At 63.5% G+C, this 21,817-nt stretch carries 16 protein-coding genes and 1 pseudogene; 8 read left to right on the top strand and 9 right to left on the bottom strand.

Features of this window, described 5'->3' with window-relative positions:
* Positions 1-2,515: adenosylcobalamin-dependent ribonucleoside-diphosphate reductase (locus ABY454_RS05595; RefSeq protein WP_372929195.1), on the bottom strand; the 2,515-nt coding region annotated here is incomplete at its 3' end.
* Positions 2,516-2,900: 385 nt separating this feature from the next.
* Here ABY454_RS05595 and ABY454_RS05590 point away from each other — a divergent pair.
* From ABY454_RS05590 to ABY454_RS05575, 4 genes are all read left to right on the top strand, one after another.
* Positions 2,901-3,482 (top strand): PleD family two-component system response regulator, encoded by a 582-nt coding sequence (locus ABY454_RS05590; protein WP_372929194.1) that lies wholly within the window; start codon positions 2,901-2,903, stop codon positions 3,480-3,482.
* Positions 3,483-3,563: 81 nt separating this feature from the next.
* Positions 3,564-3,941, top strand: coding sequence for an NADH:ubiquinone oxidoreductase subunit NDUFA12 (locus tag ABY454_RS05585; RefSeq protein WP_372929193.1), 378 nt, complete (start codon positions 3,564-3,566; stop codon positions 3,939-3,941).
* An 11-nt stretch (positions 3,942-3,952) separates the two neighbouring features.
* Positions 3,953-4,720, top strand: a complete 768-nt coding sequence (locus ABY454_RS05580; RefSeq protein ID WP_372929192.1) for a class I SAM-dependent methyltransferase — start codon at positions 3,953-3,955, stop codon at positions 4,718-4,720.
* Complete coding sequence (locus ABY454_RS05575) at positions 4,717-5,475, top strand: DUF2155 domain-containing protein (protein ID WP_372929191.1); 759 nt, start codon at positions 4,717-4,719, stop codon at positions 5,473-5,475. Before ABY454_RS05580 ends, ABY454_RS05575 begins: the two co-directional genes overlap by 4 nt.
* On the opposite strand, the pseudogene aat reads toward ABY454_RS05575, so the two are convergent.
* The 6 genes and pseudogenes from aat to ABY454_RS05545 all read right to left on the bottom strand — a co-directional run.
* Positions 5,373-6,041, bottom strand: a pseudogene (aat, locus tag ABY454_RS05570) (leucyl/phenylalanyl-tRNA--protein transferase); the annotation flags it as partial. The gene ABY454_RS05575 and the pseudogene aat overlap by 103 nt on opposite strands.
* Before the next feature lie 6 nt (positions 6,042-6,047).
* On the bottom strand, positions 6,048-7,403 hold the full coding sequence (gene accC, locus ABY454_RS05565) for an acetyl-CoA carboxylase biotin carboxylase subunit (protein WP_372929190.1): 1,356 nt from the start codon (positions 7,401-7,403) through the stop codon (positions 6,048-6,050).
* Positions 7,404-7,412: 9 nt separating this feature from the next.
* Positions 7,413-7,892, bottom strand: a complete 480-nt coding sequence (gene accB, locus ABY454_RS05560; RefSeq protein ID WP_372929189.1) for an acetyl-CoA carboxylase biotin carboxyl carrier protein — start codon at positions 7,890-7,892, stop codon at positions 7,413-7,415.
* Between the two features lie 19 nt (positions 7,893-7,911).
* Positions 7,912-8,364 carry a type II 3-dehydroquinate dehydratase gene (aroQ, locus tag ABY454_RS05555; protein ID WP_372929188.1) on the bottom strand — a complete coding sequence of 151 codons (453 nt, stop codon included), beginning with the start codon at positions 8,362-8,364 and terminating at the stop codon, positions 7,912-7,914.
* Positions 8,365-8,511: 147 nt separating this feature from the next.
* Positions 8,512-9,315, bottom strand: a complete 804-nt coding sequence (locus tag ABY454_RS05550; RefSeq protein WP_372929187.1) for a DsbA family protein — start codon at positions 9,313-9,315, stop codon at positions 8,512-8,514.
* 27 nt (positions 9,316-9,342) lie between these two features.
* Positions 9,343-10,704: a M48 family metalloprotease gene (locus tag ABY454_RS05545; RefSeq protein WP_372929186.1), complete on the bottom strand. Its 1,362-nt coding sequence runs from the start codon at positions 10,702-10,704 to the stop codon at positions 9,343-9,345.
* A gap of 266 nt (positions 10,705-10,970) precedes the next feature.
* Here ABY454_RS05545 and ABY454_RS05540 point away from each other — a divergent pair, with 266 nt between their 5' ends.
* Positions 10,971-12,137, top strand: a complete 1,167-nt coding sequence (locus ABY454_RS05540) for a pyridoxal phosphate-dependent aminotransferase (RefSeq protein ID WP_372929198.1) — start codon at positions 10,971-10,973, stop codon at positions 12,135-12,137.
* A gap of 68 nt (positions 12,138-12,205) precedes the next feature.
* Here the strand turns inward: ABY454_RS05540 and ABY454_RS05535 are convergent, their stop codons facing one another.
* On the bottom strand, positions 12,206-14,983 hold the full coding sequence (locus ABY454_RS05535; protein WP_372929185.1) for an Rne/Rng family ribonuclease: 2,778 nt from the start codon (positions 14,981-14,983) through the stop codon (positions 12,206-12,208).
* A 624-nt stretch (positions 14,984-15,607) separates the two neighbouring features.
* Here ABY454_RS05535 and ABY454_RS05530 point away from each other — a divergent pair.
* The 3 genes from ABY454_RS05530 (at position 15,608) to prfB (ending at position 20,865) form a co-directional block, all read left to right on the top strand.
* The gene (locus ABY454_RS05530) at positions 15,608-16,834 is read left to right on the top strand and encodes an N-acetylmuramoyl-L-alanine amidase (RefSeq protein ID WP_372929184.1); all 1,227 of its coding nucleotides are present in this window, start codon (positions 15,608-15,610) and stop codon (positions 16,832-16,834) included.
* A gap of 147 nt (positions 16,835-16,981) precedes the next feature.
* On the top strand, positions 16,982-19,651 hold the full coding sequence (locus ABY454_RS05525; RefSeq protein ID WP_372929183.1) for a penicillin-binding protein 1A: 2,670 nt from the start codon (positions 16,982-16,984) through the stop codon (positions 19,649-19,651).
* An 85-nt stretch (positions 19,652-19,736) separates the two neighbouring features.
* Positions 19,737-20,865, top strand: a protein-coding gene (prfB, locus tag ABY454_RS05520; RefSeq protein WP_372929182.1) for a peptide chain release factor 2 whose coding sequence is annotated in 2 segments (ribosomal slippage) — positions 19,737-19,805 and positions 19,807-20,865 — 1,128 coding nt in all. Because the reading frame shifts where the segments join, the coding sequence is not laid out codon by codon here.
* A gap of 71 nt (positions 20,866-20,936) precedes the next feature.
* On the opposite strand, the gene ABY454_RS05515 is transcribed toward prfB, so the two are convergent.
* Positions 20,937-21,494 (bottom strand): polymer-forming cytoskeletal protein, encoded by a 558-nt coding sequence (locus tag ABY454_RS05515; protein WP_372929181.1) that lies wholly within the window; start codon positions 21,492-21,494, stop codon positions 20,937-20,939.
* Positions 21,495-21,817 lie beyond the last annotated feature (323 nt).

Here is a 21,817-nt window from a genome sequence, read left to right as displayed (position 1 = left end):
CGTTGAGCCCCGGCGCGCCTTCGAGCGTCATGGCCCCGCAGGCATACTCGTTGGCGGCATCGATATCGGCCTTCGAGAAGCCGATTTCCGCCAGAAGATCGAAATCGGCTTTGTCCAGCCGGTCCGCGGCGAGGCCGAGGTCCTCGGTGCAGAACGCCTCGCCAAGGGTCCATTTGTTGAAGACGAACTTGATGTCGAAGGCCGAGGCGACCGTTTCTTCGATCGTTTTGATCTTCTCCGGCGAGAAGCCCTTTTCGGCAAGCGTCTCGTGATTGACGCCCGGCGCGCCGGCAAGCGTGCCGCGCCCGACCGCATAGTCGATGATCTCCTTGATCTCATCTTCGCCGTAGCCGAGTCCGCTCAAGGCCTCCGGCACCATGCGGTTGATGATCTTGAAGTAGCCGCCGCCGGCGAGCTTCTTGAACTTCACCAAGGCGAAGTCGGGCTCAATGCCGGTGGTGTCGCAATCCATCACCAGGCCGATCGTGCCGGTCGGCGCGATCACCGTGGCTTGCGCGTTGCGATAGCCGTAGTCGCGGCCGAGCTCGAGCGCCTGGTCCCAGGCGCGCATGGCGTGGGCCAAGAGCCGCGGGTCGGGACAGGCCGCATGGTCGAGCGGCACCGGCGGGGTCGAGAGGGCTTCATAGCCTTCTCTTTCGCCGCGCGAGGCCCGCGCATGATTGCGGATGACCTTCAGCATCTGCTCGCGGTTATCTTCGTAGCCGGGGAAGGGACCGAGTTCGCGGGCCATTTCCGCGCTGGTGGCATAAGAGACGCCGGTCATGATCGCGGTCAGCGCACCGCCCAGCGCCCGGCCTTCGTCGGAGTCGTAAGGAATGCCGGAGGCCATCAACAGGCCGCCAATATTGGCGTAGCCGAGCCCAAGCGTGCGGTATTCATAAGAGAGCTGGGCTATCTGGCGCGAGGGGAACTGCGCCATGGTCACGGCGATCTCCAGCACGATCGTCCAGAGCCGGATGGCGTGCTCATAGCCCTCGACGTCGAAGCTGCCGTCCTCTGCGCGGAACCCCATCAAATTGAGGGAGGCGAGATTGCAGGCCGTATCGTCCAGGAACATGTATTCCGAGCAGGGGTTCGAGGCCCGGATATCGCCCGCTGCCGGGCAGGTGTGCCAATCGTTGATCGTGGTGTGGAATTGGATGCCCGGATCGGCGCACGACCAAGCGGCGTAGCCGACCTGCTCCCACAGCTCGCGGGCCTTCAGCCTTTTGCCGACCTGGCCGTTCTTGCGGAAGATGAGATCCCAGTCGCCGTCCGTCTCGACCGCGTTCAGAAACTCGTCCGTCACGCGTACCGAGTTGTTGGAATTCTGCCCCGAGACCGTCCGATAGGCTTCCGAGTCCCAATCCGTGTCGTATGTCGGAAAGTCGACCGAGGTGTAGCCTTGGCGCGCGAACTGGATCATGCGCCGGACCATGTTGTCCGGCACCTTGGCCTTCCGCGCCGCCTTGACCTCGCGCTTCAGCGCCGGGTTCAGCGTGGGATCGAAACAGTCGTCGCCGTCGCCGTCGCAATTGGCGCAAGCCCGCAGGATGGCGTTGAGCCGCTCGGACAGCACCTTGGAGCCGGTGACGAGCGCGGCCACCTTCTGCTCCTCGACGACCTTCCAATTGATGTAGTCCTCGATGTCCGGATGATCGATGTCCACCACGACCATCTTGGCCGCGCGGCGCGTGGTGCCGCCCGACTTGATGGCGCCGGCAGCCCGGTCGCCGATCCGCAAGAAGCTCATCAGGCCGGAGGACTTGCCGCCGCCCGAAAGTGGCTCCATCTCGCCGCGCAGCCGGGAGAAGTTGGAGCCCGTACCGGAGCCGTATTTGAAGAGGCGCGCCTCGCGCACCCATAGATCCATAATGCCGTTCTCGTTGACGAGATCGTCCTCGATCGACTGGATGAAGCAGGCGTGGGGCTGGGGGTGCTCGTAGGCGGAATCGGAGGCCGTCAGCTGGCCGGTGGCGAAGTCCACATAATAATGCCCCTGGCTCGGGCCATCGATGCCATAGGCCCAATGCAGACCGGTATTGAACCATTGCGGGCTGTTGGGCGCGCCCATCTGCATGGCGAGCATGAAGCGCATCTCGTCATAGAAGGCGGAGGCATCGTCCTCGGAGCTGAAATAGCCGGCCTTCCAGCCCCAATAGGTCCAGGTGCCCGCCAGCCGGTCGAAGACCTGCCGGGCGTCGGTCTCGCTGCCGAAGCGGTCGTCTTCCGGTAGGGCCTGGAGCGCCTCGGTGTCGGGTTCGGACCGCCACAGCCAAGAGGGGACGGAATTCTCCTCCACGCGCTTCAGCTTGGCCGGCACGCCGGCTTTGCGGAAATATTTCTGGGCCAGGATGTCGGCCGCCACCTGGCTCCATTTGTCGGGGACGGAGAAGCGCTCTAAGGCAAAGACGACCGAGCCATCCGGATTCTTGATCTCGCTCCGGCTCTCCCGAAACGCGATTCCGGCATAAGGCGACTGTCCTGGCTCAGTAAAACGTCTTTGAATCCGCATATTAGCTCTTCCCCCTAGTAAATTTCGGCCCCTAGATCGTTCGTTCTTCGAACCTCAAAAACTGCTCCGATTCTCGCGAGCCGGCAACAAGATGTATGGCAGGGAGTCCTTACTGCATACTAAACCCTGTGGGCGAGCATAGGAATAGTATGTGGATAGGCGCTGGATGACCTGCAATGGCGGCGAGCCAAACCCTTGGAAATCGGCCATTTTTTTGGTGAGCGACAGGCCTGTGGCGATTTTCCGCGTCCGATCGCGTCGCAAGGGCCGCGATAGAGGCGACGGACGGGGTGGAGGGGGGCTGAGATCCGCATCCCCCGTTCATGGGAAATTTACAAGATAATCAGTAGGTTCGGCACGGTAACGGCTTCCGTGAGGATCTAAATTGGCTTCAACGCTGCATCACCGCGCTTATCGGCGCGACATCGAGCAATTGGCCGTGGCCGTGGTCGACAATCGCCGGCCCATGCGCGCCATGATGCGCGCGATGCTCGCCGCCATCGGCGTGGGCCGGGTCGAGATCTACGAAAGCCCAGCCAACGCCCTCTCCGCCATGCCCCAGACCGCGCCGGACGTCGTGATCGCGGCCGGCGCCATGCAGCCCTTCGGCGGCGTCGAGCTGGTTAGGTTCATGCACCGGCCCGATTCCGAACCCTTATGTTTCGTGCCGGCCATGATTATGAGCGCACACGCCAAGCCGGACCTGGTGGCCGAGGCGCTTCAGGCGGGCGCTCACCAAGTGCTTCTGCTCCCGACCTCCGCCGGCACACTGTTTCGGCGCCTGGACTGGCTGATGAACGACGAGCGGCCCTTCGAGCTGATAGATGATCACTATGTGGTTTCGGGCCTCGAAGAACAGCTGGCCCTCAGCACCCCGCGGCCTACTTGCGCACCTGGCGCCGTGATGGCGGCGGCTTCCGCGGTTCCGGCTGCGGCGCCCCATGCGGTCAAGCGCCGGGCGGGCTAACCCCCTTGCGCCGCTGGACAGGGGGCTAGCCGAAAGGCCATAGTCCGTACGCATCGCCGCCAAAGAAGCTGACCAAAATCCATGGGACTTTTCAGTGAAATGTTTGCCTGGTGGAAGGGCAACACCATTGGCACGCGCCTCTTCACTTTGCGCAAAGGGATTCGCGTGGGCGAGGACGGCCTCGGCAATGTGTATTACCGGGAGCGCGACGGCACGCGCCGTTGGGTGATCTACGAAACCCTGTCCGAGCCGTCGCAAATACCGCCGGGCTGGCATGCCTGGCTGCACTTTATTACCGACGAGCTGCCGACAGAGGGGGATGACGCCCCGCGTCCCTGGCAGCAGGCCCATCGGCCCAACATGACCGGCACGTATGAAGCTTATCGCCCCGTGGGTTCGGTCATGCGCCCGCGGGTGAACGAGCAGCCCCTGGATTACGAGCCGTGGCAACCCAAGTGATGCAGGAGCGAGTGACGCGGCCGCCCGAGGCGGTTCAGCGCTGGTCGGCCTCCGACTACGCGAAGAACGGCCGGTTCGTGCCTGAACTGGCCGGCGCGGTTTTTGCCATGCTGGCGCCCAAGCCCGGCGAGTGCATTCTCGATCTCGGCTGTGGCGACGGCACACTCACTGCGGAGATCAGGGCGGCAGGCGCCGACGTGCTCGGCGTGGACCTGAGCGATGAACTGCTTGCCGTGGCGCGCATGAAAGGGCTCGCGGTACAAAAGGCCGACGGGCACGCGCTCGATTTCGTTCAGGAGTTTGACGCGGTGTTTTCCAACGCGGCGCTGCATTGGATGCGCGCGCCCGATCTCGTCATTGCAGGCGTTGCCCGCGCGCTGAAGCCCAAGGGCCGCTTTGTCGGCGAGTTCGGCGGTCACGGCAACGTCGCCGCAATCGCCAGCGCCATGCGGGCGGTCGGCGCCAAGCGCGGCGGCGATCCCGCCAAGGTCGCGCCCTGGTTCTTTCCGACGGTCGAGGAATATGGCGGACTCCTCGAAGCGCACGGCTTCACGGTCCGGGAGGTTGCCTTGGTGCCGCGCCCGACGCCTTTGAAGACCGGCATGGACGGCTGGCTGATGACGTTTGGGCAATCCTTCTTCGACCAGTTTCCGGAGCCTGACCGAACCGCGGCGCTCAATGAGGCGCTCGATCTTTTGCGCCCGTCTTTGTGTGATAGCCAAGGCCGCTGGACCGCGGACCATGTGCGGCTCAGATTTAGCGCCGAGCGCAATGCATGAGGACATCATTCTCGCAAGGGGAGCGGCGGTGCCACACCGTTGCCCCAATATTCGACGAGGCCATTGAAAGAGGGAAGGCCGGTCCGGTGATGCATCCCGGACGCGGCGGTAGGATACGCGGCATGACGCAGAGCATGAAGATTTGGATTCGAGGCGCGCGCGTCTTGGCAGGCGCGTTTGCGGCGGCGGCCGTGATCGTGCCGTTGTCTCTCCCCGCTCAAGCCGAGATGGTCAAGAACTCCATCGCCGTGTTCGCCGCGCTCGACAAGGTCACCGGCCGCATCTCGCATCTAGAGATTCCGATGGATCAGACGGTCGAGTTTGGCGCGCTCAAAGTCACGCCGCGTGCTTGCGACACGCGCCCGCCCACCGAGGCGCCGCACACCGCCACATTCGTCGAAGTCGATGAGGTCACGCTCGCGGGCGAGCAGCATCGCATCTTTACCGGGTGGATGTTCGCCGAGAGCCCCGGACTTCACGCCGTGGAGCATCCGGTCTTCGATGTTTGGCTCACCAGCTGCAAGATGCCGATTGGCGGGGCGCCTTCGGAGAGCGCGGAGAACGCGCCTTCGGAACCTGGCGCAGAAGGTGAGGCCATGGCTGAACCTGCGCCTGCGCCCGCCGCGCCAGCACCGCCTCCTGCTGCCGCGCCTGCACCGCCTCCTGCCGCTGCGGCACCGCGGCCGCGGCCCGCGCCACCGCCCGGTCCGGGCGGTCTACCCTGGCTCCCCAACGCGCCTTCCAGGAGCCCCTGAAACTCCTGACGGCTCACCTCGATCGCGCCGAAGCGGGCGAGGTGTCCGGTGACGAACTGCGTGTCGAGCAGGGTAAAGCCTCCGTACTTTAGCCTGGCGACGAGATAGACCAGCGCGATTTTGCTCGCGTCGCGCGCCGTGGAGAACATGCTCTCGCCGAAGAACGCGCGGCCTAAGTGGACGCCGTAAAGACCGCCGATCATCTTCCCGTCCTGCCAGACTTCCACGGTATGGCAATGGCCGAGCTTAAACAGTTCGCGGTAGAGACTGCGGATGCGGCCGTTGATCCACGTGCTGCGCCGGCCCGCGCGGGGCGCCGCACAGCCGTCGATGACGCCCTCGAAGTCGTGGTCGACTTTAACCTCGAACCCGCCCCGGCGAATGGTGCGCGCCAGACTCTTAGGGATGTGTACGTCGTCTAAGGGGAGGATGCCCCGACGCTCCGGCTCGATCCAATACAGCGCGTTGTCATCCGCGCTCTCTGCCATCGGAAAGATGCCGCACGCATACGCCTTGAGCAGCACCTGCGGCGTGATCTCGATCATCACGTCGTCGATGGTGGTCATGACGCGCTACCCCGGGCGTTCGGTATTCGGCGCCAGATGGTCCTCGAGCCAATGAATGTCGTAGCTCCCGTCGACAATGTCGGGCTCTGAGATGAGCGATGAGAACAGCGGAATGGTGGTCTCGATGCCATCGACGACGAATTCTCCGAGCGCCCGCTTCAACCGCATCAAGCATTCGTTGCGCGTGCGGGCGTGCACGATGAGCTTCCCAATCAGACTGTCATAATACGGGGGAATGGTGTAGCCCGCGTAAGCGCCGGAATCGACCCGGACGCCAAGTCCGCCTGGCGGGTGGAAATGCGTGATCGTCCCCGGCGAGGGCCGGAAGGTGAGCGCGTTCTCCGCATTGACGCGGCATTCGATGGCGTGGCCGATGAACGACACGTCTTCTTGGGCCAGCGTGAGCGGCGCACCGGCCGCGATTCTGATCTGCTCGATCACCAGGTCGAGCCCGGTGACCATCTCGGTCACGGTATGCTCCACCTGGAGCCGCGTGTTCATCTCGATGAAGTAGAACTCGCCGTTTTCGTAGAGGAACTCCACGGTGCCCACGCCGCGATATTTGAGTTTGCGCATCGCATCCGCCACGATCTCGCCGATGCGTAGGCGTTCGTTGTCGTTCAGAGCAGGCGAGGGTGCCTCCTCCCAAAGCTTCTGATTGCGCCGTTGCAGCGAACAATCGCGTTCGCCGAGATGAATGGCGTTGCCTTCGCCATCGCCTAAGACCTGCACCTCGATATGCCGTGGCTGGCCGAGATACTTCTCCAGATAGACCGTATCGTCGCCGAAGGCCGCGCGCGCTTCGTTGCGCGCCGTCGCCAATGCAGGCTCAAGCTCGTTCTCGAAATGCGCGAGCTTCATGCCGCGCCCGCCGCCGCCCGCGGACGCCTTGACCAGAACTGGAAAGCCGATCTCGGCCGCGATCTTTTTCGCCTCGTCGTAGTTCGTGACCGGCCCGTCCGAACCTGGCACGACGGGAATGCCGAGGGACTTCGCCGTTTCCTTGGCTTTGATCTTGTCGCCCATGAGCCGGACATGCTCGGCCGTGGGCCCGATGAACGCGATGTTGTGTTCGTCGAGGATCTCGGCGAAGCGGGCATTCTCGGCCAAGAAGCCGTAGCCCGGATGCACGGCATCGGCGCCGGTGATCTCGCAGGCGGCGACGATGGCCGGAATGTTGAGATAGCTGTCCTTGGCGGGCGGTGCGCCGATGCACACGCTCTCGTCTGCGAGGCGGACATGCATGGCGTGTGCATCCGCCGTGGAGTGAACCGCCACCGTGGAGATGCCCAGCTCCTTGCAAGCACGTTCGATGCGAAGTGCGATCTCTCCCCGGTTTGCGATCAGGATCTTGTCGAACATAGAGCGTGGCTAACCCTGCTCAATCACCACGAGCGGCTCGCCGTATTCCACCGGCTGACCGTCCTCGACAAGGATGGCGAGGACCGTGCCAGCCTTGGGCGAGGGAATGTGGTTCATCGTCTTCATGGCTTCGATGATGAGCAGTGTTTGACCCGCAGACACGCGGCTGCCGACCTCGACGAAGGGTGGCGCGCCGGGTTCGGCCGACCGGTAGGCGGTGCCGACCATGGGCGAGGTCACAGAGCCCGGATGCACGGCGACGTCTTCGGTCTCGGAGGCGCGCTTCGGCTCGCGATGCTCTTGCGGCGGCGCAGGTGGTGGTGCGCCGTTGCCGGTCGTCATCAGCGTCGTGGTGAGATTGACACCCCGGGCCACCCTGAAGCGGCCGCTCTTGAGCTCGATCTCGATCTCGGTCAGACCGGTCTCCTCAAGGAGCTCCGCCAGCTCTCGGATGAGGTCTTTATCGAGGTTACCCCCGTCTTTATTCATCGGCGTCCTTTCTTGGCCATCAACCGGCCTTGGCTTCCGCGAGCGAGGTGGCGAGCGCCTCGATGGCAAGCTCGTAGCCCAAGCCTCCGAATCCGCAGATCACGCCCTTGGCGGCCTTTGATACATAGGACCGGTGACGGAATGGCTCGCGGCGGAAGATATTGGATAAATGAACTTCGACAATCGGTACCGAGCAGGACAGTAAGGCATCGAGCAGGGCGACCGAGGTATGGGTGAAGGCGCCGGCGTTGACAATCAGCCCTGCGGCACGCTCGCGCGCCTCCTGGACCCACGAGACCAGCTCGCCCTCGTGGTTGCTTTGCCGGAACACGACCTCATAGCCAAGGGCCTTCGCCTTGCGCTCGCAGCGCGCGTGCAAATCGTCCAACGTCTCGCTGCCATAAATCTCGGGCTCCCGCGTGCCAAGCAGGTTGAGATTAGGGCCGTTGAGGATTTGGATCGTCTGGGCCATGACCGGAGCGGTTGCCTGTTTTCAAGGATAAATCGGCCGGAACGGCCACGTTTCAGCATCGGGAAACGCGCCCATTTATCAGCTTTTCTGCCGTTCGGCAAAAGCGCCGGGCGGCAAACCCGGCCCCTTGCCACCTAGGGTTAGCCCCTAGCAGGTGGCTGTGCAGCCCTTTTCGCGCACCTCGGTTACCTTTTCGACCAGCTGGTCGTAGAGGTCGTCAGGCGCGCCGGGGATGATCCGGTCGCCGACCAGGTAGAGCGGCGTCCCCTGCAGGCCGAGTGCTTGGGCGAGGCCCCGGGCCTCGTCGAGAGCGGCTTGGACCTCGTCGCCCTCCATGTCTTTCTCCAGCTGCGGAACGTCGAGCCCGATCTCGTTGGCGATGCGCAGCACCTTTTCCTTGTTGGCCTTGCCGGGCGCCGTGAACAGCTTCTGGTGCATCTCCATGTATTTGTCCTGCTTGCCCGCGGCGAGAGCGCCTTTGGCGGCGTCTTCGGACTCATCGCCAAAGATCGGCAACTCCATGAAGACCACCTTCACCTTGTCGTCGTTGTCGACGAGCTTGACGACCTCGGGCATGGCGCGGCGGCAGAAACCGCAATTGTAATCGAAGAACTCGACCACGGTGACGTCGCCGTCCGGATTGCCGGCGCCGAAGGCTTTGGTGGACCGGAACAGCGCGTCGGAATTCTCGCTAATAGCCGACACCTGGTCGGCGGCTTGCTTCTCCTGCTGAATTTTGTCGAGTTTCGTTGTCATCTCGACGAGAATCTCGGGGTTCTCGGTGAGGTAGTTACGCACCACCTCGATGACCTGCTTCTCATCCAGTCCGCCTGTGGGGGCGGTGGCGACCCCTGGCGCCGTGCGCCCGACAATGAGGAGCGTCGCAGCGCTCACGATGGCGGCTACGACGGCGGCCACCAGCGCGGTAGCGAGTCCTGTCTTAGAGGTCATGCTTAGCTCTCCAGGGTTTGGTTCGAGTTATTTCTTCTTCGGCAATTGAAAGGAAAGAATGTCGTCGGCTCTGATCCAGTTCGGCGAGCCCTCAGGAAGTCCGGCCTTGGCCCGCTTGGCCTGTTGTTTCGCCCTGTCTAAACGACCTTCATAGAAATAGGCTTCCGCCGACGCAAGTGATGCGCGCGCCATGAAATTGCGCTTTGCCCCGCTCGCCTTGGCCAGATGGGCCTTGCGCGCATAGGCCGTCGCAAGCTGCCGGTAGCCTCTCGCGGATGAGGTTTCGCGGACCAGCGCTTGGCGCAGATTGCGAATGGCTTCGTCGAGATAGCGGTTGTCTTCGGTCCCGATCAAGGCTTGCGCGTACATGATCTGAACGATCGCTTCGTGCGGTGCAAGCTCAATGGCTTTCTTGAGGGGAGCAATCGCCTCCGCCCCCCGGCCACTCTCGAACAGGAACTGCCCTTTGGTCTCATAGAAATAGGGCCAGTTGGGTTGTTCGGCGATCAGCTTGTTGAGCAGCGGCATGGCGGCGTCCACGCCGGACTGCCGGTAGGTCGCGATTGCGCGCGCATAAATAGACGGAAGCGTCGTGTCGCTCGACGGATAGCGGTTGAACGCGATCTCCGGCTTATCCAAAAAGCCCGACAACTTCGCCCGGATCAGGTCGTGGCGGAACTGAAGCTCGGGCGAGTCCTTTTTGTCGTAGTAGGGGCTCTGCTCCACGAGTTGCCGCAGCTGTGCGATACGCGTTTGGGGTAAGGGGTGAGACATCAGGTACGGGTTGATGCCTTGAACGCCGCGGAGCTTCTCGGCCAAGACGTCGAAGGTCTCGATCATGCCGCGCCCCGATTGCTTGGTGGCATTGAGGAAGCTCATGGCCGCCTGGTCGGCGGACGATTCCTCGGTCTGCCGGTAAGCGAGCAGACTGCGCAAGGCGGCTTGCTGGCCGCCCATGGCCGCCCCCATGCCGAGCTGACCCGCGTTCGGGATGCCGGCGATCGCGCCGCCCGCCACGGCCGCGAGGCCGAGAAGTTGCAACATGAGCGAGGCCGACTTCGCCCTGGCCATCTGCGAGCGCAACCGCGCGAGATGGCCGCCGGTGATGTGCCCGGTTTCGTGCGCGATGACACCGATCACCTGGTTCGGCGTTTCGGCGATCATCAACGCGCCGGCATGCATGAACATGTTGTGCCCATCCACCACGAAGGCATTGAAGTTACGGTCGTTGACGATGTGGATGCGAATGTTCTGCGACCCGACGCCCGCGGCGCGGAAGATCGGCTTGGCATAGTCGCGGATCAGCGCCTCAGTCTCGGCATCGCGAATAATGCCGCGAGCCTGCGCCGTTGAGCAGATCACGCTACCGATGAGCGCAGCGACAAGCACCGTGCGCAGGCGCGACGGCGTTCGACGAGAGCGGGAATGAGCCAGACAAGGCATGGTCGGACGTGATCGTATTCGCTTAGTGGGCAGCGGCAAAGACGCCTATTTTGTTTTGCCTTCTTAGGGCGTTAGGTTGGCACGCCGCTTCCGGCCCCCGCCGTTGCCAAGCTTTGATTTGCTTGACTTTTGAATGAGGCGACAACGTGACGGGCCCGAAACGGTTGCGATCACTTAAGCGCGAGGTTCGCTCCGTGAACGATGACGTCGAAATGGAAGGGCTGCCCAGGCCATTGGCTGCGGCGCGGGCCATCGATCCTTTCATCGTCATGGACGTGATGCGCGATGCCAACGCGCGCGAAGTGGCCGGCGAGGACATCATCCATATGGAGGTGGGCCAGCCCGCCACGGCCGCGCCGCGTGCCGCACGCGAACGGGCCGCGGCCGCGCTTCGCGACGACCGGTTGGGCTATACCGAGGCTTTGGGGCTGCCCGCATTGCGGGAGCGCATCGCGGCGCATGTGAAGGAGCGCTACGGCGTTCGCGTCGGGCCGGAGCGCATCGTGGTCACGTCGGGATCGTCCGCGGGCTTCGTGCTGGCCTTTCTCGCCATCCTCGATCACGGTGCCGGGCTTGGCCTGCCGTCGCCCGGTTACCCGTGCTACCGGCAGATCCTGAAGGCGCTCGGCATGCGTCCGCATCTGATCGAAACGTCCGGGCAGGGGCGTTGGATGCCGACCGCGGCCGATGTGGACCGGCTTGGCACGGACGGCGCGTCCGGGCTCCTACTGGCGAGCCCAAACAACCCGACCGGCACTATGGCGATGGGTGCGCGCTTGGCGGAGATCGCCGATGCGTGCCGCCGCGCTCGGCTGTGGCTGATTTCCGACGAGATCTATCACGGGCTCGAATACGGCGCGCCGGCTGAGACGGCGCTGGCGCACAGCGACACCGCCATCGTCGTCAACAGCTTCTCCAAATATTTCAGCATGACGGGCTGGCGCGTTGGCTGGCTTGTGGTGCCCGACGCACTCACCCGTACGATCGAACGGTTGGCGCAGAACCTTTACATCTCGCCGCCGGCCATATCCCAGATTGCGGCACTGGGCGCCTTCGATGGCATCGACGAACTTGAGGAGATCAAGGCCCGCTACGCACGCAACCGCGCCATGCTCTTAGAGGAGTTGCCGCGCACCGGCCTCGACACCATCCTCCCTGCCGACGGCGCGTTCTATCTCTATGCGGATATCAGCCGCTACACCGGCGACAGCGCCGCCTTCGCGCGTGACATGCTGCGCGAGATCGGCGTGGCCGCGACGCCCGGCATTGACTTCGATCCCGACCGTGGCGGCTCGTATCTGCGCTTCAGCTATTCCGGGTCGGAAGACGAGATGCGCGAGGCCACACGCCGTATCGGCGCTTGGCTCAAAGCAAAGTAGCGCAAAAGAAAAAGAGGCGCGCCGGAGCGCGCCTCTCATGCAAACTGTCCTACAGCATCTTGGGCGTCTTAGCCGCGCGACCACCAGCCTCGGCGGCGCGGTGCGTCGTCGTCATCGTCTTCGTTTTCGACGTGAATCTCCGACGGTGCCACCGGTTCCTCGCGAACCGGCGGAACGCTAAAGGCCGGCTCCGGCTCGTGGGACTCCGGCACGGCGCCTTCGCCGACTAGTTCGACATCGGCCGCCGGCTTGGCGTCGTGATCCTTGCCGTTTGTTTGGTCCTCGGGCGAAGCGACCTCTTCGGCGGGCTGTGCTGCGTCTGCCGCTGGAGCATCGGCAGGGTTTGCCTCCGCGCCGCCCTCGCTTTGGGTGTTCTCCTCGCTCGCCGCTGCTTGTGCACGTTGACCGCGGCTGCGCCGGCCACCGCGGCGGCCTCTGCGGCGAGGTTTGCGGGCAGGCTCGCCTTCCGTGTCCGCGCTTTCATCTCCCGCGGTCTGGACCGCGTCGGCGTCTGTCGCTTCTGAGTCGGCGCCCTTGGCGCTTGCGGGCGCTTCGTCGCCGTCACCTTGACGCCTTGAGCGCCGGCGCCGTCTCGGCCGCCGCTTGCCCGTATCGCCTTCGGCCTCGCCTGAGGCATCCGCGCCGTGATGCGCCCAATCCATCTGCACGACGGTGCTCTCGCCATCGATGAGTGCGCCTTCTGCGCCCCGCTCGATCACGAACTGCGAGATGTGCAGCTCCTTATCCGCCGTGATGGTGATCGGCACCTGGTAGCGCGCCTCGATGTCTTTCACGTGCGCGCGCTTCTGGTTGAGAATGTAAAGCGCGACATCTACGGCGGTGGTCGCCACCAGCGGCACCACGCCGTCGGTGATGAGCCGGTCTTCGACCGAGCGCAGGATATCCAGCGCCACCGATTCCACAGAACGCACGATGCCCGTGCCTTGACACATAATGCAGGCATCGGTGGAGCCTTCCAGCATGCCCGTGCGCAGGCGCTGCCGCGACATCTCCAAGAGGCCGAAATGGCTAATGCGGCCCACCTGGATGCGCGCGCGGTCGTTGCGCAGTGAGTCCTTCAAGCGTTTTTCGACATGCCGATTGTTGCGGCGTTCGTCCATGTCGATGAAGTCGATGACGATCAGGCCTGCAAGATCGCGCAAGCGCAATTGCCGCGCGACCTCCTCGGCCGCTTCGAGGTTCGTCTTGAGCGCCGTGTCCTCGATATTGTGTTCGCGCGTCGCCTTGCCCGAGTTCACATCGACGGAGACCAACGCCTCGGTCTGATTGATGACGATGTAACCGCCGGATCTGAGCGTAACCTGTGGCGAGAACATCGCCCCGAGTTGGCGTTCGACCTGGTAGCGGATGAAGATCGGCTCCGGCTCTTTGTAGGGCTTCACGTTCTTCGCATGGCTCGGCATGAGCATGCGCATGAAGTCCTTGGCCTCGCGATAGGCTTCGTCGCCGGCCACCAGAACCTCGTCGATATCCTTGTTGTAAAGATCACGGATCGAACGCTTGATCAGGCTGCCTTCCTCGTAAACGAGGGCAGGGGCCGTCGATTCCAGCGTGCGATCGCGCACGGTCTCCCACAGCCTGAGCAGATAGTCGTAGTCGCGCTTGATCTCGGTCTTGGTGCGCTGTGCGCCCGCGGTGCGGATGATCAGCCCCATGCCTTCCGGCACTTCGAGTTCACCGGCGATTTCCCGCAAGCGCTTTCGGTCAGTCGGCTGCGTGATCTTGCGGCTGATGCCGCCGCCGCGCGCGGTGTTCGGCATCAGCACCGTGTAGCGGCCGGCGAGCGACAAATAGGTGGTCAGCGCTGCGCCCTTGTTGCCGCGCTCTTCCTTGACGACCTGCACGAGAATGATCTGGCGCCGCCGGATCACCTCTTGGATCTTATAAGGCCTGCCGCGGCGCCGGCGCGCACGCTCCGGCACTTCTTCCATAGCGTCCTCGGAGCCGACGGACTCGACGGCGTCGCCGTTGCCATCCTTCGCGGCGGCTTGCTCGCCGTCGTCATCGTCATGCTCGTCGTCGTCGCCATCGTCCGTGGACTTCGCGCCGGCTTCGGCCGCATCGTCCGTGGCATCGTCACTCTCTTCGGCGGACGCTTCAGCGGTCGCGTCGGCATCCTCGGACTCTGTCTCTTCGCCGCCGGGTTCGGCAGCCTCGGAGACCTCATGAACGAGATTGCTTGCTTCAAGTGCGATGTCGGGCGAGCCGTCGTCATCGTCGCCGGCCTTCTTGTCGACCTCGCCGTCCTCGCGGGGTGTCGTGTCGATCTCGTCGACTTCGTCGAGTTCGAACTTTGCGATCGGTGGTGCGCTCGCGACGCCTCGGGACTCAGCCTCTTGGGGCTCAGCCTCTTGGGGCCCAGCCTCTTGGGGCTCAGCCTCTTGGGACTCAGCGTCTTTGGACCTCGCCGTCTTCCGCGGCCTCGTGCTTTTTCGCGGCTCGCCACGTGTGCGTGCACGCCGGCCCCGGCGCCGTCGGCCACGGCCGTTCGCCGCCTCGTCGTCCTCGGCGGCTTCCTCGGCCGAAGCGCGGCTGTGTTCCGCCGCCTCTTCCTCGAGCAAGGCTTGCCGGTCCGCAACCGGGATCTGATAATAGTCAGGATGAATTTCAGTAAAGGCCAAGAAGCCGTGACGGTTGCCACCGTAATCGACAAATGCCGCCTGCAAGGACGGCTCGACCCGGGTCACCTTCGCGAGATAAATATTACCTCTGAGCTGCTTCTTATTCGCCGATTCGTAGTCAAATTCCTCGACACGATTGCCTTTTACTACGACGACCCGGGTCTCCTCCGGATGCGCCGCATCGATAAGCATTTTGCTTGCCATGTTGTGTGTTCTCCGCCGCGCGGGCCGAGAAGAGCGGCTTAAACAACCGCCTCGCCGGGCGTGTACCGGAAGCCCGCGCGCGCCAATGACCAATAGACCATGATTCGAAGCGACGACCCATGTTGAGCCGGGTATCCGGCCTCATGGGTTCGGCCATCCGTGGCCGCCAAGCGGTCAGTGGCATCAAAAAAGCCCGGGAATCCCGGAGACTTAGCTGACAACCCTGAGCGTGCATCGCCAAATCCTCACCTGCCGCGTTCAAACGCGGCGAGCAGTTCGATTTTAGGCGGCCATCACAATGAGAGGCCGCCTTCCTGCGTCCCGGCCGATTCCAAAGGCCTGACGCGCCAAAATAAATTCCACCCATACCGCCATATGGCGTCCAGGGGGCTCGGACTCAATGGTTTGAGTCTATGTCCTTATTAGGGGGTTGCCCGGAGATTTGGCAAGTGCCGAAGCGAGGCCACCAAGTCGGCACAACGGTCGCTTAACCAGGCGTGGTTAACAATTGCCGTGATTTCGATCCTGATTTGGAGCAGCGCCGCCAGGGAACGGCCACGGGTCTCGGGCCGTTTAGAGCTGAAGACTGCCGGAAAAGGGTAAGGGCGAGTGGAAGCTATAGGCGTGCTGCGTGTTTTCGGTGCTGCCGCGGTACTCGCGGCCGGGGTGATCGCGCCGGCGGGGCTCCCGGGCGCGCCCGCGCTCGCAGCGCCGCAAGGTGTCGTCGCCAACGACGCGCGGCTCGCCGGCGACCGCGAGCGCACCCGCTTCATCGCCGACCTGTCGAAGAAGGTGGATGTGCATGTCTACGCCCTCGGCAATCCCTACCGGGTGATCGTCGACGCCGCCGATGTCCATTTTCAGATGCCACGCGGCATTGGCAAGAAGCAGCGTGGCCTCGTCACCGCCTTCCGCTACGGCCTGTTCGCCCCGGGCAAATCGCGCATTGTCCTGGACGTCCGCGGGCCGTTTCTCATCGACAAGTATTTCGTCCTGGAGCCGCGGGACGATCAGCCGGCGCGTCTTGTCGTCGATCTCGTTCCAACAGACGAGAAAACCTTCGCCGACAAGCTCGGCAAGGCGAAGGAGGCGCGCACAAAAGCGTCCGCCGTGCCGCTGCCTCAGGCGCCCAAACGCCCAGCCAATGCAAAGCCCATCGTCGTGCTCGATCCCGGTCACGGGGGCGTCGACCCGGGCGCCAGTAGTGCCAATGGCGTGGCCGAGAAGGGGGTCGTGCTCAAGTTCGGAAAGCGCCTCAAGGAGAAGCTTCTCGCGACGGGACGGTACGAGGTCTACATGACGCGCGAGGACGACACCTTCCTGCCCCTGAAGGAGCGCGTGGCCATAGCTCAGAAGAAGGGGGCCGGGTTGTTCTTATCCATCCATGCCGACTACTTCCCGGCCGAGATCGACGATGCGCGCGGCGCCACCGTCTACACCTTGTCCGAGCAAGCCTCCGATGCCGAAGCCCGAGCGCTCGCTGCCAAGGAGAACTTCTCCGATGCCATCGCCGGCGTGGAGTTGCCGGAGGAGTCCGATGAGGTGGTTGCCAACATTCTCATCGATCTCGCCCAGCGGGAGACCAAGAATCGGTCTGTGGTCTTTGCCCGGTCGATCGTCGGCGAACTCGCCGCCAAGGGCACGCTCCACGACAAGCGCTTGCGGTCTGCGGGCTTCCGGGTGCTCAAGGCGCCTGACGTGCCGTCCGTGCTGCTGGAGCTGGGCTTCCTGAGCAATGCCGACGACGAGAAGCAACTCACCTCCGAGGCTTGGCGCGACCGGATGGCCACATCGGTGACGGCGGCGATCGACGGCTATTTCAACAAGCGCATCGCCCGCAGCCCGTTCTGAGCGGGAAGGTCTGGCCCTAAGGCTGCTCCCGCAAGGTCGGGAAATTCCATGATTTCGGACGACTCTTGCGTTTTATTGCCATATTCTTGGCTAGGTTGGTTTGGGTGCCCCGCCAGGCGGAACGCGGGGTCGGGACGGTAGGAAATTATGGACATCACGACACCAGTCACGCCGCCCAAGCGAGGGCGAAAAAAGAAACGTCGCGGCTTCTTCCTGCGCTTTCTCGGCTTCATGTTCGCAGCGGGCATGATCCTGGCCATTGGCGTGGCGGGCGCGGTTGCGTTCGTGTTGTGGAAGGCATCGCAAGACCTGCCGGACTACGAGGTGCTCGCCAAATACGAGCCGCCTGTTATGACGCGCATCCACGCCAATGACGGCCGGCTCATTTCCGAGTTTGCACGCCAGCGACGTATCTACGTGCCGATTACCGCAGTTCCAAAGCGCGTGATCGAGGCGTTCCTCTCCGCCGAGGACAAGAATTTCTATCAGCATGGCGGCCTCGACATTCAGGGCATCATCCGCGCCATCGTCACCAACATGAGCGCGATGCAAGCCGGCGGCGGCCATATGGTCGGCGCTTCGACCATCACCCAGCAGGTGGCGAAGAACTTCCTTCTGTCGAGTGAGCAGAACATCGAGCGCAAGCTCAAGGAGGCGATTCTCGCCATCCGCATCGAGCGCGCCTTCACTAAGGATCAGATTCTCGAGCTTTACCTAAACGAGATCTATCTCGGCGGCGGTGCTTACGGCGTGGCGGCAGCTGCGCAGAGATATTGGGGCAAAGCGCTGAACGAGCTGTCTTGGGCGGAAGCGGCCTATCTCGCACTCCTGCCGAAGGCGCCAAGCCGGTATGACCCCTGGAAGCACGCCGAACGCGCGCTGACGCGGCGCAACTGGGTGATCGACCGGATCGTCGGGAACGGCTTTGCGACGCCTGAGGAAGGCGAGCAGGCCAAGGCCACGCCGCTCGGCGTGCTGGCGAAGAAGTACGGTCCGCAGATTCACGCCTCGGAGTATTTCGCAGAGGAAGTGCGCCGCGAGATCCTCGACAAGTTCGGCGAGGACAAGCTTTACGGTGGCGGCCTGTCGGTCCGCACCACACTCGACCCGCGGCTCCAAGCGATCGCCCACAAGGCGCTGGTCAAGGGGCTGACCAAGTACGACCGCGCCCATGCAGGCTGGCGCGGCGTCGACAAGACCATCGAAATCTCCGGCGATTGGGGCAAGGCGCTTGCCGAAATTCCGGTGTGGAAGGATATCGCGCCCTGGAAACGGGCGGTCGTTCTCGAAGTGTCGGGCGATCAGGCAACGATCGGCATCCGGCCCGGGCGCGACAAGGAAGGCCGCTTGGTCGAAGAGCGGGAGACCGGCGTGATCCCGGCGTCGCAAGTCAAGTGGACGCGTAAGTCCATCAAGTCCGCGCTGAAGCCGGGCGATGTGATCTACGTCGCGCCGCTCGAGCCCAAGAAGAACAAGGATGGCGAGGTTGCGCCGGCGGAGACGGTTGCGGGCAAGTGGTCGCTCCAGCAGCCTCCCAAGGTCAGCGGCGCCATTACGGCTATAGACCCGCACACGGGTCGCGTGCTCGCCATCGTAGGCGGCTTCAGCTTCCATCAGAGCCAGTTCGACCGCGCCACCCAAGCGCTGCGTCAGCCCGGCTCCTCGTTCAAGCCGCTCATCTATCTCACGGCCATCGACAACGGCTATACGCCGTCGAGCATCATCGTCGACGGACGCATTTGTGTGAGCCAAGGCCGCGGCATGCCGCCCTGGTGCCCCAAGAACTACTCGGGTGGAGGCGCAGGCCCCTCGACCTTGCGCCGCGGCATCGAGAAGTCGCGCAACCTGATGACGGTGCGTTTGTCGCGGGATATCGGCATGCCCGTCATTGCCGAGTATGCGAACCGCTTCGGGGTTTACGACAATCTGGTACCGGCGCTCGCTATGTCGCTCGGGTCGGGTGAGACCACGCTGCTGCGCATGGTTAACGCCTACTCGATGATCGCCAATGGCGGCAAGAAGGTCGAAGCGACCTTCATCGACCGCGTCCAGGATCGCTATGGCCGCACCGTCTGGCGTCACGACAAGCGGGACTGCAGTTTGTGCAGCGCGCGCGAGTGGACCGGACAGGGCGAGCCCGAGCTTATCGATGTCCGCGATCAGGTCGTCGACCCGGTTTCCGCCTATCAAATGGTTGGCATCATGGAAGGTGTCGTTCAGCGCGGAACGGCAACGAGGCTTAGAGCGTTGAAGCGGCCGCTGGCCGGCAAGACCGGCACGACCAACGATTACAAGGACGCCTGGTTCGTCGGCTATACGCCCGACATGGCCGTGGGCGTCTATGTCGGCTACGACCAGCCGAAGCCCATGGGCCGCAGCGCCACCGGCGGCGGTCTGGCCGCGCCCATCGTCAAGGACTTCCTCGCCGAGGCTCTCAAGGACGTTCCGCCGGCCGAATTCCGGCCGCCTGAAGGGGCCGTCTTGGTCCGCGTCAACTCCAAGACGGGTCTTCCGGCCCGTGGTGGTGGAGGCGGCACGATCGTCGAGGCTTTCAAGCCGAACGAGGTTCCCCCCGGTGCGATTCCGCTGGGTCGAGATGGCAAGCCCCAGGGCCAAGCGGCCGAGGAAGGTGCGCAGCCGGACGGGTTCCCCCAGTATCCAGCTGAAGCTCAGGCGGGTGCGCCAGGGCAACCGGCTGGTGCCCAGGCCGCAGCGCCGCAGGCCGCGCCTCAGCCGCCGCCTCAGGCCTCCGCGCCGCCACCGCGCCAACGCCGCGCACCGCGGCGCGAGCGCGGATTGTTCCGCGGTTTCTTTTAGAGCTTCGTTCAGGGGCTAGGACCGGGCGCGCCTTCCGCCCGGCTCCGTTCTATTGAATTTCGACATCAAACTTTGAGGACTACGCATGCGCGCCGAAACCGAGGCGGTCGTCAACGACATCAAAGAATCCTTGTCTTTGCTGCGGAGGCATCTTTGACCCCGATCAAGCAAAGGCGAGACTGAGCGCGCTCGACGCCGAGGCCGAAGCGCCCGACTTCTGGAACGATGCAGGCCGCGCGCAAACTCTGATGCGCGAACGCCAGCAGATCGAGACCTCCCTCAACGCCTTCGATCGCCTCGCAAACGAACTCGACGACAATCTCACGCTCGTCTCCATGGGCGAGGAGGAGGGGGACGAAAGCATCGTCGCCGAAGCGGAGGCCGCGTTGCAAAAGCTGCGGGCCGAAGCCCACACCCGCGAGGTGGAGGCGCTGCTGTCGGGGGAGGCGGACGCCAACGACGCCTTTATCGAGATTCACGCCGGCGCCGGTGGCACCGAAAGCCAAGACTGGGCGCAAATGCTTGAGCGCATGTATCTGCGCTGGTCGGAAGCGCGGGGCTACAAGACCGAGCTGATCGGCGAGCATTACGGCGATGAAGCCGGCATCAAGTCAGCCACGATCCTGGTCAAGGGCTTGAACGCCTATGGTTGGCTGAAGACCGAGTCAGGCGTGCACCGGCTGGTCCGGATTTCGCCGTTCGACTCCAATGCGCGCCGGCACACGAGCTTTGCTTCGGTGTGGATCTACCCTGTCATCGACGAGAACATCGACATCGAGATTGATGAGAAGGATGTCCGCATCGACACCTATCGGGCGTCGGGCGCCGGAGGTCAGCACGTCAACACAACTGACAGCGCCGTGCGCATCACCCATGAGCCGACCGGCATTGTCGTGCAGTGTCAAAACCAGCGGTCGCAGCACAAGAACCGCGCTACGGCATGGGCCATGTTGCGCGCGCGGCTGTATGAAGCCGAGCTCAAGCGGCGGGAGGAGGAGGCGCTGGCCGCCGCCGCGTCGAAGTCAGAGATCGGATGGGGCCACCAAATCCGGTCCTACGTGCTCCAGCCCTATCAGCTGGTGAAGGATCTGCGCACGGGCGTGGAGAGTACGAATCCGACGGCTGTGCTCGACGGCGATATCGACGCCTTTATCGAGGCGGCGCTCGCGGAGCGCATTCACGCCGACCAGAAGCCGGAAAATAAGCCGGCCTAAAAACCAGCCTAAAAAGCAATGAGCGGAGGGCCGCAACCGGCACCCCGCTCATCGCGCAATCTGATAGTCCGCTACTCCGCGGCGCGGCCCGAGAACGGATTTTCTTCCGAGTCGGCTGACTTTGCCGAACGCGCTGACGGTTTCTTTCCGTCGGCCATCGGATCGTCGGACCGGCGTGACTTCCCTTCGAAGTAGGCCCCTTGCTCGATAGCAAGGCTCTGATGGTGGATGTCGCCTTCGACATGGGACTGCGATTGGAGCGTCACCCGAAGGCCACGGACCGATCCCGTCACCTTGCCGCGCACCACGACGTCTTCGGCCCGGACGGATCCATTGATTTGGGCCTTGTCGCCAAGCAGCAGGGAGCCACAGTCGATATCGCCTTGAATCTCGCCATCGACCTGGATCTCGCCCTTCGACGCGACGTTACCGATCACCGTCAGGTCCTCGCCGATGATCGAGGGGACCATCTTGCTCGCGCCGGAATTGGCTCCAGCGCTCGGACTTGGGCTTGGGTTCTTTGAGTAGGTCGCGGGCCGTTCGGTGAACGGCGATGATTTCTCCGAGCTGCTCGGTCGCTCACCAAGCTTGGTGACAGCCTCGGCAGACTCAGGCTTCTTCGTGAACATACGTGGGTACCTCCCCATTCAATACGAGTGACGCAGCGCAAGACGCAAACGAATACCAGATCCCGCGACAGGTGACAGCTAAACTGCTGAAATGGTGTGGACCCAGTGTTCAAACTCCTGACCGTGACAATATCCCCTCGACCTATCCTTGTCATGGGATTCTCTGTCCCAGAAAGGGCCCTTGCCGAGACCCGGCCAGGCCCGGTATTGGGCTTGAATCGCCTTGGTTTGGCCGATTTTCGTCCCTCTTATGCCTTGAGTCCTTGGCCTCTTGGGGTACAGAGGCAGAAGGCGGGATTAAAGGTGCGCCTTGGGGGTGCCGG

The sequence above is a fragment of the Methyloceanibacter sp. genome (genome assembly GCF_041573655.1).
Taxonomy (GTDB): domain Bacteria; phylum Pseudomonadota; class Alphaproteobacteria; order Rhizobiales; family Methyloligellaceae; genus Methyloceanibacter.
This window is presented reverse-complemented; position numbering and strand designations above follow the sequence as displayed.

What these genes read in the sequence shown, in the direction of transcription:
- accB (WP_372929189.1), bottom strand. Translation starts at nt 7,892, where the DNA reads ATGAATAAAGACGGGGGTAACCTCGATAAAGACCTCATCCGAGAGCTG.
- ABY454_RS05550 (WP_372929187.1), bottom strand. Translation starts at nt 9,315, where the DNA reads ATGACCTCTAAGACAGGACTCGCTACCGCGCTGGTGGCCGCCGTCGTA.
- aroQ (WP_372929188.1), bottom strand. Translation starts at nt 8,364, where the DNA reads ATGGCCCAGACGATCCAAATCCTCAACGGCCCTAATCTCAACCTGCTT.
- ABY454_RS05525 (WP_372929183.1), top strand. Translation starts at nt 16,982, where the DNA reads ATGGACATCACGACACCAGTCACGCCGCCCAAGCGAGGGCGAAAAAAG.
- accC (WP_372929190.1), bottom strand. Translation starts at nt 7,403, where the DNA reads ATGTTCGACAAGATCCTGATCGCAAACCGGGGAGAGATCGCACTTCGC.
- ABY454_RS05515 (WP_372929181.1), bottom strand. Translation starts at nt 21,494, where the DNA reads ATGTTCACGAAGAAGCCTGAGTCTGCCGAGGCTGTCACCAAGCTTGGT.
- ABY454_RS05535 (WP_372929185.1), bottom strand. Translation starts at nt 14,983, where the DNA reads ATGGCAAGCAAAATGCTTATCGATGCGGCGCATCCGGAGGAGACCCGG.
- ABY454_RS05575 (WP_372929191.1), top strand. Translation starts at nt 4,717, where the DNA reads ATGAGGACATCATTCTCGCAAGGGGAGCGGCGGTGCCACACCGTTGCC.
- ABY454_RS05585 (WP_372929193.1), top strand. Translation starts at nt 3,564, where the DNA reads ATGGGACTTTTCAGTGAAATGTTTGCCTGGTGGAAGGGCAACACCATT.
- ABY454_RS05540 (WP_372929198.1), top strand. Translation starts at nt 10,971, where the DNA reads ATGGAAGGGCTGCCCAGGCCATTGGCTGCGGCGCGGGCCATCGATCCT.